A 16198-nucleotide genomic window follows, 5' to 3' on the forward strand; every position below is an offset into this window, starting at 1 on the left:
GATTAGAAGATAGACAGCCCCATGCGGCCCGCCAGCTCGGTGATCATCGAGAGCCCTCGGGTGGAGTTGCCATGACTGTTGAGGGGCGGGCTCCAGGCGGTGATAACGCCGTGGCCTGGCACAATTGCCACGATGCCGCCGCCGACGCCGCTCTTGGCAGGCAGGCCCACAGAAAAGGCGAACTGGCCGGACTGGTCGTACATACCGCTCGTGGAAAGGATGGCATTAACGCGATGAGTGTCACGCGGCGAGGTTACCTTTTCGCCGGTGATCGGGTGCAGGCCGCGGTTGGCGAGGAACAGTAGGCTGGTAGCCAGCTCCTTGCAGCTCATCTCCACCGAGCACTGGAAGAAGTAGTGGGCCAGTACCTCGTCTACCTCGGCCTCGAGGTTACCGAAGCTCTTCATCAGGTAGGCCAGAGCGGCGTTGCGGCTGCCGTGGCGGGTTTCCGAGGCCAGCACCTCGTCATTTACATCGCAGAACTCGCTGCCGGCTAGGCGTCTCACAAAGCTGAGAAAAGCCTGGCGAGAGGAAGAAAAGTGCGAGACCAATGTATCAGCCACTAGGATAGCGCCGGCATTGATGAAGGGATTGCGGGGGATGCCGTGCTCCCACTCCAGTTGGACAATGGAGTTGAACGGCTGTCCAGAAGGCTCCATGCCGACCCGACACCACAGACCGTCGCCCATCCGCTGCATCGCCAACACCAATCCGAACACCTTGGAGATGCTCTGGATCGAGAAGGGAAGGTCGGCATCGCCGGCGGCATGGACCTCCCCATCCAGGGTGGCGAAGGCGATTCCGCAACGAGTAGCGTCAACCGTGGCCAGGGCCGGGATGTAGTCGGCTACCCGGCCCTCGATGGGCTGCTCCACCGCCCGCCGATGAATATCCCGGAGGGCGAGGGGAAGCGAGAGGTCGGCGTCGGCGAGAAACGGCATGGCCTCAGTATCCGACGTAGTTGGCAACTACCAGTGCGATCCAGCACATGATGTAGAGTGGCACCACAATCGGCAGGATCACGGGCAGCCACTGGGCATAGGAAACACGGCCCAGGGCCAGCATGGCCAGGATGCCGCCATTGGTAGGAGTGAACAAGTTGGTCAGCCCGTCGCCCACCTGGAATGCAGTAATCATCAGCTGCCGGCTCATGCCGACGAGGTCGGCCAGCGGGATCAGGATCGGCATAGTCACCAGCGCCTGGGCCGAGCCGCTGGGGATAAACAGGTTGATCACTCCCTGGATGACACTGGTTACCACCGCGGCCAGGGCCACCGGCATGTCGCCCACGATGGCGCTCAGCGAGTGCACAATAGTGTCGATGATGCGAGCATCGCTGAGAATGACCTGGATCGAAGCGGCGAGACCGATCACCAGCGCGCCGGCGGTCACCGAGGAGGCGCCTTCCATCATCTGCTTGACCAGTTGATTGGCGCTGAGACCGCTGGCCAACCCGATCAGAATGGCCATGAGTAGGAAGTTGCCGGCGATCTCTTTAATGTACCAGCCGCGAGTGAAGACACCGACAAGCATAACCACCAGGCCGGCCAGGAAGATTCCGAGGACGACAAGGTTGTTGCGCGAGAGGGTGTAGTCCTGGAGCTTCCGGCTCATCTCCACCGGCTGTTCGTCATTGAACTCAATGTTGACCACACGCACGCAGATATAGGCGGCAAGCGTCGCCAGGCAGATCAGCAGCATCAGAGTACGCAGCCACCAGCCGGAAAACAGCGGCAGTTCGCCAATGCTCTGTGCTACCCCCACGGTATAGGGGTTGATGGGCGAGAGCGCAAAACCGATGGCGATACCGCCCACAGCCATGGTCACACCCACCAGACGCGAGCAGCCGATGGCCGCTGCGATAAGCACACCTACTGGCACCAAGGCAATGTTGTTCTCAGCGCCCACGGCCATCCCGAAGAAGCCATAGATAAAAGTGCCAACGGTAATAATCAGGTTGCGGCTTCTGATGCTGTTGCCGGCGCCCATCGTGTAGGCGGCAATGCCAATGGCGTTTTCCAGCGCCCCGGTACCCTTGAGGATGTGGAAGAGCCCGCCGGCGATGAAAACGATGAACAGGAACTGGGCAGCGTTGATCATGCCCTCGGGAATGGCCACGAAGACACGAAAAAAGTGCACATTGGCAATATCGGACAGGTACTCGAATGAGCCCGGAATTACCCGGCTCCGGCCATCCACCACTTCCCGTGCGAATTCGCCGGCGGGCACGAAGAAGGTCATCGCATAGACGACAATCAGCACCATGAAGATCAAGACCATGGGGTCCGGAAACTCCCGGAACCACTGGCGTTTCCGGGAAGCGGCAAGCTTGCGGGAATAGAACTGTTTTTGGCTCATGGTCAACCTCTGGATCGCTTTACGATCTCGTTGGAGTTGTCGTGGGTTGTGGATCACTCGGAGCGAGAGGGCCCCTGCGAGAAGTAGCGGGACACCAGGCCCATCAGGAAGGTGGCGGCGGGCCCCATGCAGTCATCGTTGAAGTCGTAGTGCGGGTTGTGCACGCTACACGGCCCCAGGGGCAGCCCTTCGCTGTGTCCGTTATCGCCGTTGCCGACGATGAAGTAGCAGCCAGGAACCTGCTCTAGGAAGTAGGCGCAGTCCTCACTGCCGGTGAGGGGCGCGGTGGGGGCTTCAACTAGCTCATTGCCGAACATCTCTCGGGCAGTGTCGATGGCCAGCTGGGTCTCGGCCGGGGTGTTAATTAGCACCGGATAGCCGCGCAGATAGTTGATCTCGCAGCGGCAGTCGAAGGACTCTGCCTGGGACTCAGCCAGGGTGCGAATGCGGCGCTCCAGGGTATCGCGCACCTCGGGGTCCAGGGTACGCACGCTGAGCTCGAGTTCAGCGCTGTTGGGAATGACATTTGCGGTGGTGCCGGCCTGCATCCGGCCCACGCTGATCACCGAGACGAGGTTAGGATCAACGTTGCGCCCGACGATGCTCTGCAGTGCCAGCACGGTCGCAGCCGCTGGCAGAGTGGGGTCGGCGGCCAGCTGCGGCAGGGCCCCGTGGCCGCCCTTGCCAATGAAGGTCAGCGTGACCGTATCCGAGGAAGCCATGAAAGCGCCCTCCCGGAAACACAGCTGACCCACCGGTTTACCTGGGAAGTTGTGAAGCGCATAGAGGGCGTCGCAAGGGAAGCGTTCGAAGAGGCCATCCTCGATCATACGCTGGGCGCCGCCGCCACCACCCAGCTCCTCAGCGGGCTGGAAGATCAGATTCAGGGTGCCGCTGCCGGGTAACCTCTGCTCGCGATGTTGGCGCGCCAGGGCCTCGGCAGCCCCCAACAGGATGGCGGTGTGCCCGTCATGGCCGCAGGCGTGCATCTTACCGGGTACCTGGCTGGCCCAGGGCAGGCCGGTCTCTTCCTGGATGATGGGTAGAGCAGCATCCATATCTGCGCGCAGGCCGAGTCGTGGACCCGAGCTGTCCCCCCAGCGAAGCACACCGACCACACCGGTGGCGGCGATGCCGGTGTGAACCTCATAGCCCCACTCTTCCAGCCGCTCCGCCACCAGTCGGCTGGTAGCAAACTCCTCGAAACCGAGTTCAGGATGCTGATGGATATGGCGGCGGCAGGCCTGCATCTGGTCAATATCAGGCGTAATCGTCGAATGAACCGTCATCAGCTTCACCTCTTGGCATTGGATTTGCGTCAAGGGAATCGATGTTGTCAGTGGCAACTGATGTCGAAAAGACGATAAAATCTACTCGATGACACGCATAAGTGTTCACCTGAGATGAAAGATCACCATTTGAGGGCCCTGCTGAAGGTGGCCGAAGAAGGGTCGATTCGTGGTGCCGCTAGGGCGCTGCACCTTAGCCAGAGCGCCCTAACCCGAGCGCTGCGCGAACTGGAGGCCGACCTTGGAACGGAGCTGCTGATCCGCAGCTACCGCGGCGTCGAGTTCACACCGTCCGGCAAGGTGCTGCTGAAACGGGCGCGCCTAGCAGTCTCCACTCTGGACAAGGCCAGGGATGAAATACGTTGGCTGCGCGGCGGCGCGGGCATGCAGGTCACGGTAGCGGTGACCACCGCGATCGCCACCACGTCTCTGCCCACCGTACTTCGGGAGTTCGAGCGCGAGCAGCCTGATGCCAGCCTAAGTCTGGTGGAAGGCATGATGAGCACTGTGCTACCTGGTCGAGTTATTGTCAAATCCTGTGTACGGCAGGTCAGGCGGCAGTCCTGTCTGACTGATCGGTCAAGGGTTCGCCGTCCTTGAACTGGACGTTGTTCACGACCAGCTCCAGCTTGTTGAACCCCTTGATCCGCTTCCAGCGCTTCTGGGCGCTCTGAAGCAGCTTGAAGACCATCGCCAGGGTCGTCGCTCTGGAGCCGCAGTTCCGGCTGCGCTTGCTCCGCAGGCGGACCGTGGCGAAGGTCGATTCGATCGGGTTGGTGGTGCGGATATGCACCCAGTGTTCTGCCGGGTAGTCATAGAACGCCAGCAGCTCCTCCCGATCCTTGGCCAGGCACTCCATGGCTCTGGGGTACTTGGCCTCGAAGCGTTTCACCGTGCGATCGAAAGCCTTGTGCGCCTCATCGCGGGTCTCGGCCATCCAGATCTCATGGAGGTCGGCCTTGACCTTGGGCTGCACGGATTTAGGCAGTTTATTCAATACGTTGGCAGTCTTGTGGACCCAGCAGCGCTGGTGCTCGGTCTCTGGATAGACCTTGCTCAACGCCGCCCAGAAGCCCATGGCGCCGTCGCCAACCGCTAGCTGGGGGGGCCGTCGTCAGCCCGCGCTCGCGTAGCCCCGTGAGCAGCTCTTTCCAGCTGGCCTCTGACTCACGCTGCCCATCCTCGACGACGACCAACTCCTTGCGGCCCTGCTCGGTGACGCCGATGATCACCAGCAGACACAGACGGTCATCCAAAGCGCACGTTGCTGTACACGCCGTCTGCCCACCAGTAGACGTAACGCTGGTCTGCCAGGTCACGCTTTTGCCAGTCGGCATGCTCGTCCTCCCACTGCTTCTTGAGGCGAGACACGGTGTTGGCCGACAGTCCCTTGGCCTGGTCGCCCAGCAACGCCGCCAGCGCCTCCTGATAGTCGCCGGTGGAGACCCCCTTCAGGTAGAGCCAGGGGATCAGCTCCTCAATGCTGCGGGCCCGCTTCAGATAGGGCGGCAGCAGCGCGCTGCTGAAGGTGATCCCGTCACCGCTGCGGTCACGGACCCGGGGGACCTTGACCGCAACGTCGCCGATGCCAGTCTGTACCGTTCGTTCGGGAAGATAGCCGTTGCGCACCACGGCTCGACGGCCGTCTTCCAGCGTCTTGTCGGCATATAGCTCCAAGAACGTACTCAACTCCGCCTCCACGGCCTTGGCGATCAGGTCTCGGGCCCCTTTGCGCAGCAACTCATGCAACGGATCAGTAGCGCCGGCGTCTGGCTGCGTCACGGCTTGGAGAGTAGAATTGCTCATGGCGTATCCATCCTATGCTGGTTGTGATCTGGCGTGATCAATCAGCAGGATACGCCACCCTCTCTACTTCCCTCCATACACAAGACTTGAGCTTAACTCTACCTGGTCTAATGGAGGGGCGCATCGACTTTGCCATCGCCGTAGCCAAGGCGGATCAGCTACCTAACGAGATCGCCTTCGAACCGCTGACCGAGCTGCTTTCGGAACCCATGGCGCGTGAGGGTCACCCATTGCTGGGTGCCACAGACTGGTCTCAGATGGCTGAGGCTCGCTGGGTGCTGAACCTGGCGGCCGGCAGCTCGGCACAACAGTTGATCGACTGGCTCGAGGCTCAAGGCGTTTCGATTTCACAACGGGTAGTGAAGTGCGATTCTCCAACGCTTATGGTCGAGCTGATGCGTCGCACAGACCTCATCGGCTTTGGCCCGCGGTTCTTTGTCGACGACCCGCTTTCCGGCCACGGGCTGGCCTGCTTCGGCACCTTGGCCACCTTCCCAGCTTATACCATCGGCCTGCTCAAGCTGCGGGGCGTGCCCCTCCACCCCGGTGCCGAGCGGCTCGCGATCCTGTTCAGGCGTCATATATCCGCGCTGAATCTATCGCGCCGGCCATCGAGTCAATGAGCGAGTTCAGTACCGGACTCTCCATGTTCTATGAACCCTCTTGAGGCGTATCCGACAAACTCAGTGACCGCAAGCTGCCAAAGCCGTAGTCCCCCCTCAACTATTCCTACCTCAGTTTTCCACCAGAGCCGCTCGATTGGGTTTGGCTCCCCCCCTTCTGCCCGGCACTTTGAGAGGGTGCTGTGGATTGAGTAACGCTACGCCCCAAGGAGTCACCCACCCTCATCCCCGCCCATCCCAGCACCGCCACCCAGATCGTCGGCAGCACCAGAAACATCATTCCCTCCACGAACTGCAGCACCAGGCGGTCGTAGAGGTTGTTGGCGGCGGAGAGCCAGCTCAGCTTGGCGGCGTCGCTGCGGTAGAGCAGATCCACCAGATTGGCGTTGATCCAGCGGGCGAGCTCCCACCAGAAGGTCAGGAACCACATGGCGAAGAGCCCGAAGGTGGCCATGCCGGCGACCTTGAAGCTGTAGCTGGAGATGACCATCACGAAGGGCAGGCAGATGATGATGGCCATCACCAGGATGCCCTGCACCATGGGCAGTGCCTGCTTGAGCATGTCCATGCCGGCCTGGAAGGGCAGGATCGACAGGGTGCCGCCCACCATGGCGCCGGCGGTCACGGTGGCATCCCAGAAGCCGCCGCCGTCCAGCCCACGAAAGCCCACCACCGCCTGATCCAGGTTGCCGCTGGCCGCACCCGAACGGGGGCTGACCAGGCGCCGGATCACGTAGTCCTCGGCCTCGCTGCTGGTGAAGACACTGCGGAAGTCGTCCCAGAACCCGGGGCTGACCTCTTCATGCAGCCGGGCCCTCAGGCCAACACTCTCCGCTGACCACCACTCCTGGCAGGAGGGGTAGCCCGGCATCCCCGGGCCGGTGTTGGGCCGGGAGACGTCCCGGTCGGCATCGTAGGGGAAGCCGGCGATGGGCCGCCCGGCGTAGAAGCTATCGTAGTAGCCAGGCATGGCCTGGAAGTAGTTCGAGCCGATCCAGTCCACGTCCATGGCGCGGGTCGCCTCGATGGTGCCGCCCTCCTGCAGCAGCCGGTTGCGCGCCGGGCCAAAGCACTGACGCTGAAACTCGCCGACCTCCTGTTGCAGCCCCGGATCTTCGACGCTGTGCAGGTCCAGCTCCATGCGGATGGACTCGAAGTCCGTCGAGCAGGGAATGGCGTGGATCGCTGCGGCGGTGAGCCCGTGGGACACCGCATGCACCCCCGCCCACCACAGCGGAATCCTCGCCTGCTGGCCACCGATTGAGCTCTCGGTCGCGCCGAATGCCCCCTCGGACCAGCCGCCCGAGGCGAACTGGCGGGTGCCACACTCCAGCGAGCGGCTCTCGTCGATATCGGCGGTGGCCAGCTGGACCTGCAGCAGCGGCAGGCAGGTGAAGGCGTAGGCCAGGATCATGGCGTAGAGCCGGGTCTCGATGCGGTTGACCGTGAGGATGCCCTTGGTCCCCGCCTCGTCGCCCTCCTGCCGGGCCTTGAACCACTCTGAGAGCACCAGGGTAATGAACGGCACCGCGGCGATGCCGGTACCGACCATGACGTTCCAGATGGCGTTGTTGATGATCCAACCCAGCAGCGTCATGGCGTTGGCGAAGTAGTCGAACACCACCAGTGGCGCGGTCAGCAGGCCTCCCATCAGGCACCTCCCAGCTGGTTGATCAGGTTGGTGACTTCCAGCAGGACCAGGATGCCCAGGGCCATCAGCTCGAGCCGGCGGAGCTTGGCAAGCGCCTGCTGCCCATCGTCGCGGTCCCGGCGCAGGCGCGCCACCGCCCGGGGGCGCACCTTGCGCCACCAGACCAGGGCCAGCGCGGCGTAGAGGCTTAGCCGCCAGGCCAGCAGCCACGGCCAGGCGGCCTGCCAGGCGCTATGGTGGGCCTCGAGCCCACCCAGCAGCCGCACGCTGACGGCGAGAATGGCGCCGCTCAGCAGGAACATGACGACCAGCACCGCCATGGCGAGCAGCAGCGACGGCCAGCGGGCCGGATTCAGCCAGGTGAAAGCGCGTCGCGTCATCAGTCACCGCCCTCCTCGCCGGCTGGGCGGCCGCGACCGTCCAGGGCCGCATCCGGACGGAAGGTCTCGCCCTGCGAGGCTCCCTGGCTGCGCCGGGCGGCCCGCTCCAGGGTGATGCCGGCAGCACTGTTGCCCAGCGCCTGGCGGATCTCCATCTCGGAGCGCAGCGACTCGATATCCCGATCCAGGGCCACCAGCTTGCGATCCAGCGCCGACATGCCCTGCTCGTTGTCGGCGATGCCCGGGTCACTGCTCCCGGCCAGCAGCAGCCGGCGCGCCCACAGCGCCTTGGTCAGGGTTCTGGCCAGGGCCATCTCGCCACTCAGGCGATGGATCAGCAGCGAGGCCTCGGGGTCGCTGCGCAGCGACTCGATCACCCCTCGGGAGACGGTCAGGCCGTCGCCGGCGGAAACCTGGCGCAGGTTCTCCGGGGTCAGCGGCTCGCTGCCGTCGACCAGCCCCTGCAGCAGCCCGTAGACCTCCTGCTGTTCACGCTCCAGCTCGCGGACCAGGCCACTGCCGGCCTGGGTCTCGCTGCGCTCGCAGCCGTCGCAGGTGCGAATCGACTGCTCGCCGATCACCGTCTGAGTCCACTCGGCGGCCTCCTCGGGGCTCTGCCAGACCGTGCACATGCCGCCCAGGCAGCTTCCTGCCCCGCTGCCTGATCCTGGGCCGCCACCGCTCCCACCGGAAGCGCCTGCCAGCCCGCCGCCGCCGATCCAGTTGCCCTCGTTGGTGGCCACCGATCCCCAGCCGCCACCGCCCCCGGCAATGGGAGCCGTGCTGGTTGTGTCGTCACGACCGTGCAGCAGGTTGTAGCCGGCACGGGCGGTGTCCTGCACCACGCGAATCGGCGCCTGATCCTGGCCGCCGCGGCGCTGGCCTCCCACCCAGGTCACGCCCTGGTTACCGCCCGACTGGTCGACCTGCTCCTGCGCCGCGACGACGTCGGCGTTGGACTGGGCCGCACTCTGCCAGCTCTCGGCCGCGGCCATCTGCTGCCACCCCTGCCCGGTGACCATGTCGGCCATGCGCTCGGACATCTGGCGGCAGGACATGGAGGCGCGGTCGAAGTCGACCCGCCCCTGCAGCACGCCGTTGCTCAGCAGGTCATAGAGCCCCGGGTTGGCCCGCTGGATGACCATGGCGGGCAGCGAGGCTACGGCACCCTGAGCGTTCTGAACCACCGTCCCCATCAGGTTCTGGAAGCCGTCGGTGACGCCGTTGAGCTGGTTGGAGACCGTGGCGCCAATATCGAAGTTGCCGCAGGTGGCATTCATGTTCCAACTGATGCCAATACCGCGCACGTTGGGGTTATAGCCCCGCCCCGCGGAGACGCTGAAAGGCGAGGCGCCGCCGATCTGGTAGTAAAGGGCATCGGCGGATTGCGCCTGAGCCTTGGCAGCATGGGTAGACAGCAGCCCCACCACTAGGACGCCGGCCAGCGGCGTGAGGGCGAAGCGTCGCATGCGAGATCCTTTCATCGACTTCTCTCCTTCAGGGGACGGCGTAGAGCAGGGTCTGGCCGCGGCGCTGGCAGCAGCGATAGGGGCGCCACAGCGACCAGGCGTAGTCACCGCCCGCGTCCAGGCGGTCTGCGTAGGTGTCGGTGACGCCGCGGTCCGGCCACACTCGGCAGGCGTTGCTCATATTGGGGGTCAGACGCTGCCAGCGGTGGGTCGAGGCATCGCCCTCCTTGACCGGCCCGGGGGGCCAGTAGCCGTCGCGGCTGGCGGCCACCAGCCGCGTGTAGACGTGGGGCTGCCCGGTGCGGGTGACGACATCGGCAGAGCGCTGGGCGGTGGTCGCCGCGGTCTTGTAGTCGTGCACCTGGGTCAGGAAGCCGCTGCGCGGGTAGATATTGCCCCACAGGTCGCCGGGCTGGCCCAGCTCACGCATGCCGGGCGTGAGCGCCTCGGGGTAGAGCGACTCGGGAATGCCGCTGCGCCACGCCAGAGCGTCCAGGGTCGAGAGGTGGTAGGGCTGAAAAGGCGTCGCTGCCCCAGCGCAGGTCATGCCGAAGGCGCTGGCGAAGCTGCTGAAGGCCTCACCGGCCGGGTGGCCGATGGCATCCACGTTCTTGAAGCGCAGGTGCTCATGCTGAGCCCGGCTGACATCGGAGGTGCTCTGCCCACCGGCCAGCGCCTCGCCCAGCGGCGGCGACAGCGACGCTACCTCCCACCAGGGATTGTCGCCGGTGTTCTCGTAGCTGGAGACCACCAGCTCAGGGACGTAGTGGCGCACCTGCACCGAAGTACGGATCGAGCAGCCCGACCAGGAGCAGTTGAGCCAGACACAGATACCGATGACTTGGTAGTCCAGGCACTGGGTGGAGAGCGACGAGGCGACAATCTGTGGCGTCGTCAGCGCCTGGGCAGGCCGCTCCACTACGCCCAGACTCAGCAGCGCACCGCCCAGTACAATCCCCGCCGTCTTGAAGGGCCTCATCGGCGGCCCTCCTGCCCCATTAACCGCTCGGCTTCGTTCAGCGCCTCGGCCACATCCGGCTGGCCGTAGATCACATGGCGGCCATCGATCACCACGGCGGGGACTTTCTCGATACCCAGCTGCCAGGCCCTGGCCAGCCCGAGATAGCTATCGGCATAGCGGTTGGCGGTCTCCTGCCATTCAGGCGTCGCCATGCGCTCGCGCATCAAGGACTCCGCGACTTCGGGATCAGCAGGAAGGTCTTGCGACAGCTCGGCATCCAGGCGGCCGGGCGCATCGAGTTCGATCACCGCCACGCCCGAGGGCACATTGACGGCCGGCTCCCCGGCAGTGGTAAAGACCTCGATAGCTGGCCCAGCGAGTGCAGTGCCTGCGAGGCAAGGGAATAGCACGAAAGCGGCCAGCCAACGGCGCGGGTGGTGTCTCTCCATGCTTGCCACTCCAGTAGAACAAGGATCTGGCACAGCATTGCGGAGTCAACTTTGAGCTGCATCAGAAAATGTTAACTCGGCCGCAGGGTGTTTTCTGGATCAGCAGCCATCAATATCCCAGCGCACCCATCATCCTGCTGGCAACTGCCACAGCCCCGGTTAATTGAAGAGAGGCATTGATTCAAATAACAGCAGCCACCATACTTGCCTCCAACACTCACCCAATGCGAGGAGACGCATGTCCATTCTCAACACCTACATGCAGAAGGAACAGCAGCTCAAGCAGCTCCAGGAAGAGCTCGACAAGCTGAAGAACGACGACCGCCTCAAGGCCGAGCTGGAGTTTAAGGACAAGCTCGAGGCCCTGATGCGTGAGTTTGATAAGTCGGCCGCCGACGTCATCAAGCTGCTGGACCCGAAGCCGGCCACTGCTAAGGCCGCCAGCACCACGAGCACCAGCCGCGCCAAGCGCAAGCTGAAGATCTACAAAAACCCCAACACCGGCGAAGTCGTCGAGACCCGCGGCGGCAACCAGAAGACGCTGAAGGCGTGGAAGGACGAGTACGGTGCCGAGGCCGTGGAGGGTTGGTTGGTGAGGACGGAGGACTAAGTTTTGCTACCCTGCCTGCCGGAAACGTGGCAGGCAGGGTAGCTTTCGGTCGTGGCTGTGTAAAAACCAGAAAATTCGTTAGATGTTCCCATACCCGGCTGTCTGGTCACGCTGTTCAGCGGCCAACGAGAGATCTCAAAGCCCCGCTGCCGCCATCGCTTTACATGAGGTTATTAAAATCGGGAAACCATTCCTGGAGAGCACAACAGGCGCTACATGTTGGGTACTGGATGATTAAATCACCTATAGGGAAAGGACTCCCCCGCAGAGCACTAACGATCACGGGCAACAAGTACCCCCTTGCCTGGCGGGTAGGAACACATGCCACAATGGCCTGTTACAGCATGTCGATGCCGGCATCAAAGATTTAAATCAAAATATCTTATCATATAACACCCTTTGCCTTTATTAATGAAGACCGGTATTTTGAAGGCGTTAGCCCTATGTATCTTGTAAAAACCTTTGTGAAATATGACTCATCACTAAATCCTAGCCTATAACTTATTTGACCTATGCTTACACCATCATTGGACAACAAGTCACAAGCATGGTTAATTTTTTGCTCCATAAAAGCTCTCGCGGGAGTTTTTCCAGTTATTTTCTTAAACTTCCTGGCAAAATGATATTTTGAAATATTGAACTCACTGGCAATTTCGTCCAAGTTCATTGGATCACCAACTCTTTCCAAGAAATATTTTTCAACTTTTTCGTGAAAAAATTTATGGTAGCATTTCTCCTCATTCAACATGATAGCGGCATCAAAAAGCCAAGCTTTCAAGCTTGCAGAGGCAGATGTTAACGCCAAAACATTTATCTCATTACCGCCCAATCTGTTAATTATTTTTTCGAACCCCAAAGCTAAGCCAGAGGCCACACCAATAGTTACAACAGGATTTCTCGCCAGCCCTATAAAATTATAAATATCGAGTGCTTCAGATTTTTGGGCATGCGCCCAGTAGACACTCCACGGCTCATTTGGAGAAGCATAGTAATAATGAGGAACATTTGGAGGTATCCACCATAAACTTCCGGGACCAACCTCATAAATTTGACTGACACTTCCACCAATTTGAAGGTAGCCGTGACCGGAAGTAACATAGGCAATCAAGTGTTCATCATGCTCTGTGCGGCGCATAAAGTGCCCAGCCGCACGGTGATAATACCCTGCAGCAGTCACCATAAAATTATTGACTAAAGGATGATTGCATGCATCTCTAATACACAAGTCATGAAGATCAATCCGAGCACTTCCGCTTGAAAGCGGCCAGTTTGAAAATGCTGACATGACAGACCCTTTTTATAATAAAAATGCTATTTATGATCACAGGAATTATCAAAATAACAAAGAATCCTTCGAAATAGAAGCACCGCCTGCCTAAGAGAAAAATTAAAAAAGCAAACCATTCTCCAGCATGGGGTCTTTTGGTGAAATCACAACATCGCCTCCGGGCAAACTCTCAAACCTACGAATATAACCAAAACAGCAGTGAAAACACTACACTGTCAAGCTTCACCCCGGCTTATTCATGAGATCGGTCTGAAAACGAAGATAGCGGATGGTATTCTCTTGAAAATTCAGTGTGTTCCGCCAAGAACCTGAACCAAGAGAGCCATCCGCTATGGGTGAAAGCCTATCCACCTGGAAGCCCTCATGCAACGGCGCTGTCCGTGTTGAGCTGAGCGGCCAGCGCACTACTAGCGACAGCGGCGCGCTGCTGCTGCGTGAAGCCCTCGACAACAGCGGCGTGACCGAGGCGCTGGAAGACAATCTGGTCGACCTCCGCAACCCGCTACGCATCCGCCACTCGCTGGCCAGCCAGCTGCGCACCCTGGTGCTGCAACGGGCGATGGGCTGGATCGATCTCAGCGATACCCACACGCTGCGCCGCGACCCGCTCTGGCAGCTGGCCTGCAGCGATGCACGCGGGATGACGCCCCTGGCCCAGGACCGGCCGTCTCAAGCCACGCTGTCGCGGCTGCTGACCTGTCTTGGGCGCAACGACAACATCGATGCCGTGCACGAAGGCCTGCTGCGGCTGGTGGTCTGGCGCCTGACTTCGCTGCAGAACGGTGAACGGCCCAAGCAGCTGACGCTGGACATCGACGGCCTGCCGATCGAGGTCCATGGCCACCAGGGCGGGTCCGCATTTCACGGACTTTACGGTGCCCGCATCTACTCGCCGCTGGTCGCCTCGCTGGCCGAAACCGGCGACATGGTCGGCGGCCTGCTGCGCGAGGGCAATGCTGGCCCGGCTGAGAACGCCGATACTTGGATCCCGCATCTAGTGCGGCGCTCAACGACTCAACGAGAGCACCGGCGCCCAGGTTCGGGTGCGCATCGATGCTGGGTTCACCGGCAACGCGACGCTGGAGGCCCTGGAAGATCGCGGCATCGAGTACCTGGGCCGGCTGCGCAGTCACACCGGCCTGCAGAAGCTGGCGGCGCCGCACCTGAAGCGGCCACGAGGCCGGCCACCGGAGCAACCTCGGGAATGGTGCCACGATCTGGAGTACCAAGCCGGTTCCTGGCCGGCGCCACGGCGCGTGGTGTTGGTAGTACAGGAACGTACCGATGATCTGCTGTTGCATGCCTTCTTCCTGGTCACCAACCTCAGCAAGTTCGACTGGCCGCCGGAGAAGGTCCTGGCGCTGTACCGCAAGCGCGGCAGCGCCGAAGCGCACATGGGCGAGGTGAAGTCGGCGCTCGACGTGCATCTCTCGTCGACCGATCGCGGCGCCTCTACAGTTCAGGACGTGATGGCGCGCAACGAGGTGAGCCTGCTGCTCAGTCTCTACGCCTACCAGGTCCTGCATGCCCTGCGCTGCCTGCTGGAGTGGCAGACCCGGCAAGGCTGGAGCCTCAGCCGGATGCGCGAGCAGGTGCTGAAGGTCGCCGCCACGCTGAGGCTGAACGCTCGGCGAATCACCGTTCATCTGGGGGCCACCGCCGACAAGTGGTGGCCGACGCTGCTGAAGGGGCTACCGAAGCTGACCGCACTGAGCTGACGCTCCTGCGAGACCACCACAGCATCAGAAAGCAAGCGACTGGAGCGGCGGTCGGCGATCACGGCTGCTTGGACGGCCGCAATTGATTCCAAAGAGCTATAAGAAAGCGGGAAAAGAGCCGCGTTCTGGCATTACTAAACGGCCACTCGCGCTGAAGAGGCCGATCCTGATAAGCGATGCCACCAGCCAGCACCTTCAGACCGCTCAATCAGCACCCTCGTGAATGAGGCGGGTTCACAGCGATGCCAGTAAATTTAGAAGCTATCCAACCTGCCTAGCATCAAGAGAATGTGCCCTTTACAACACTCAGCTTCCCCCGAAAGACTTCACTTGTCAATGGCATTTTTCCCAAGCGTAAAAAAACGAAGCCAGCATGTAACACCCCCTGCATCTGGAGAGAGAACACAATGGAAAACGACCTCCGCAAAATATGCAGGGAATTTGACTCATTATATCATGGGAATATTTAAAATAACAAAACACCCCTCCCCTTACGCCCTATTTTAAACCTTACATCAATGGCACTCTTCTGCCAAACCTCAATGAGCACATTTGTAACGCCAGAGAAGAAGCTGCAAGCAAATCACATCAAGCGTGATTAATAAATGATGCTGCATTTCACCCACACTGCCTGAATTGTTGAAAATATTTAAAATCAAATGGGATGTGACTGTGCAGTTTAACTTGCTCAATATTCAGGCTCAATAACGCCAAGAAACTTCGCGCATCCCCGCATCACCCCCCATGGAATGTCACCGCAACTTTTCCCATTCGTCCCCGACACTCAAGGCGGTCCAATGCATCGTGAATATTTTCCACCGGATAGCAACTGTCTATTACAGGGAAAATCTGACGTCTTTGGATATAGGAGAGCATTTCCTTAAACTCCAAAGCGTTGCCGGTGGTAGACCCAATGATCTGCAACTGACGGATGAAGAGGCGCCTGATATCGGCCGGGGGCTGGTCCCCCGAAGTTGCTCCGCAGGTCACCAGGCGCCCACCGCGCACCAGCGACTTCATGGCCGAGGCCCAGACGGCTTCGCCGACGTTCTCGACAACCACATCCACGCCGCGGCCATCGGTCAGTGCCATTACGCGCCGGGCCACCTCCTCGGTCCTGCCGTTGATCGCCTCATGGGCGCCCAGCGCCAGGGCCCGTTGGAGCTTGTCATCCTCCCGGGAAGTGACGATCACCCGGGCGCCGATGCTGGCGGCCAGCTGCATGGCGGCGAGCGACACCCCGCCGCCGACGCCGAACACCAGCACGGTCTCCCAAGGCTTAAGCTGTGCGCGGCTGAAGAGCATCCGCCAGGCGGTGAGGTAGTTGACCCCAAGGGCCGCGGCCTGTACGAAGTCCAAGTGCGCGGGCATGGGGAAGAGGTTCTCTGCCGGCACGCTGAGCCACGGGGCGAATGTGCCGTCCACATGCTCGCCCATCAGCTTCATGCGGGTGCAAAGCACGTCGTCGCCCCGCTGGCAGAACTCGCACCGCCCGCAGGTCAGGTTGGGAAAGACCACCACCCGCTGGCCCACCGTCAGGCGCGTCTCGTCCTTCTCGATGGCCTCCACCACACCGGCGCCGTCCAGCCCCATCAC

At 61.3% G+C, this 16198-nt stretch carries 13 protein-coding genes and 2 pseudogenes; 4 read left to right on the forward strand and 11 right to left on the reverse strand.

Going from position 1 to position 16198, the window contains the following annotated elements:
- Positions 1-2 precede the first annotated feature (2 nt).
- From B6N23_RS08545 to B6N23_RS08555, 3 genes are read right to left on the reverse strand one after another with little or no spacing between them, the layout of a single operon-like run.
- On the reverse strand, positions 3-941 hold the full coding sequence (locus tag B6N23_RS08545; RefSeq protein ID WP_305503691.1) for a glutaminase: 939 nt from the start codon (positions 939-941) through the stop codon (positions 3-5).
- 4 nt (positions 942-945) lie between these two features.
- Positions 946-2358, reverse strand: coding sequence for a YfcC family protein (locus tag B6N23_RS08550; RefSeq protein ID WP_305503692.1), 1413 nt, complete (start codon positions 2356-2358; stop codon positions 946-948).
- A 53-nt stretch (positions 2359-2411) separates the two neighbouring features.
- On the reverse strand, positions 2412-3647 hold the full coding sequence (locus B6N23_RS08555; RefSeq protein ID WP_305503754.1) for a M20 aminoacylase family protein: 1236 nt from the start codon (positions 3645-3647) through the stop codon (positions 2412-2414).
- A 114-nt stretch (positions 3648-3761) separates the two neighbouring features.
- Between B6N23_RS08555 and B6N23_RS08560 the strand changes: the two genes are divergently transcribed.
- Positions 3762-4247, forward strand: a complete 486-nt coding sequence (locus B6N23_RS08560; RefSeq protein WP_305503694.1) for a LysR family transcriptional regulator — start codon at positions 3762-3764, stop codon at positions 4245-4247.
- Here B6N23_RS08560 and B6N23_RS08565 read toward each other — a convergent pair.
- Positions 4198-5453 (reverse strand): annotated as a pseudogene (locus tag B6N23_RS08565) (IS256 family transposase). The gene B6N23_RS08560 and the pseudogene B6N23_RS08565 overlap by 50 nt on opposite strands.
- A 14-nt stretch (positions 5454-5467) precedes the next feature.
- Between B6N23_RS08565 and B6N23_RS08570 the strand changes: the two are divergent.
- Positions 5468-6076, forward strand: a complete 609-nt coding sequence (locus B6N23_RS08570) for a LysR substrate-binding domain-containing protein (RefSeq protein ID WP_305497818.1) — start codon at positions 5468-5470, stop codon at positions 6074-6076.
- Between the two features lie 106 nt (positions 6077-6182).
- Here the strand turns inward: B6N23_RS08570 and B6N23_RS08575 are convergent, their stop codons facing one another.
- The 5 genes from B6N23_RS08575 to B6N23_RS08595 are packed head-to-tail and all read right to left on the reverse strand — an operon-like array spanning position 6183 to position 10986.
- A complete protein-coding gene (locus B6N23_RS08575; protein WP_305497820.1) occupies positions 6183-7727 on the reverse strand; it encodes a conjugal transfer protein TraG N-terminal domain-containing protein in 1545 nt (514 codons plus the stop codon).
- Positions 7727-8107, reverse strand: coding sequence for a hypothetical protein (locus B6N23_RS08580; RefSeq protein ID WP_305497822.1), 381 nt, complete (start codon positions 8105-8107; stop codon positions 7727-7729). The genes B6N23_RS08575 and B6N23_RS08580 overlap by 1 nt, the downstream gene beginning before the upstream one ends.
- A complete protein-coding gene (locus tag B6N23_RS08585) occupies positions 8107-9576 on the reverse strand; it encodes an integrating conjugative element protein (RefSeq protein WP_305497824.1) in 1470 nt (489 codons plus the stop codon). The genes B6N23_RS08580 and B6N23_RS08585 overlap by 1 nt, the downstream gene beginning before the upstream one ends.
- Positions 9577-9604: 28 nt before the next feature.
- Complete coding sequence (locus tag B6N23_RS08590) at positions 9605-10555, reverse strand: TIGR03756 family integrating conjugative element protein (protein ID WP_305497826.1); 951 nt, start codon at positions 10553-10555, stop codon at positions 9605-9607.
- The gene (locus B6N23_RS08595) at positions 10552-10986 is read right to left on the reverse strand and encodes a TIGR03757 family integrating conjugative element protein (RefSeq protein ID WP_379687677.1); all 435 of its coding nucleotides are present in this window, start codon (positions 10984-10986) and stop codon (positions 10552-10554) included. The genes B6N23_RS08590 and B6N23_RS08595 overlap by 4 nt, the downstream gene beginning before the upstream one ends.
- Positions 10987-11224: 238 nt before the next feature.
- Here B6N23_RS08595 and B6N23_RS08600 point away from each other — a divergent pair, with 238 nt between their 5' ends.
- The gene (locus tag B6N23_RS08600; RefSeq protein ID WP_305497830.1) at positions 11225-11596 is read left to right on the forward strand and encodes a histone-like nucleoid-structuring protein, MvaT/MvaU family; all 372 of its coding nucleotides are present in this window, start codon (positions 11225-11227) and stop codon (positions 11594-11596) included.
- 385 nt (positions 11597-11981) lie between these two features.
- Here B6N23_RS08600 and B6N23_RS08605 read toward each other — a convergent pair whose 3' ends face one another.
- Positions 11982-12881, reverse strand: a complete 900-nt coding sequence (locus B6N23_RS08605; protein WP_305497832.1) for a helix-turn-helix transcriptional regulator — start codon at positions 12879-12881, stop codon at positions 11982-11984.
- Positions 12882-13215: 334 nt separating this feature from the next.
- Between B6N23_RS08605 and B6N23_RS08610 the strand changes: the two are divergent.
- A pseudogene (locus tag B6N23_RS08610) lies at positions 13216-14602 on the forward strand (IS1380 family transposase).
- A gap of 735 nt (positions 14603-15337) precedes the next feature.
- Here the strand turns inward: B6N23_RS08610 and B6N23_RS08615 are convergent.
- On the reverse strand, positions 15338-16195 hold the full coding sequence (locus B6N23_RS08615; protein ID WP_305497834.1) for a zinc-binding dehydrogenase: 858 nt from the start codon (positions 16193-16195) through the stop codon (positions 15338-15340).
- Between the last annotated feature and the right edge of the window lie 3 nt (positions 16196-16198).

Origin of the sequence: Halomonas alkalicola (assembly GCF_030704205.1) — a bacterium.
Lineage (GTDB): Bacteria > Pseudomonadota > Gammaproteobacteria > Pseudomonadales > Halomonadaceae > Halomonas > Halomonas alkalicola.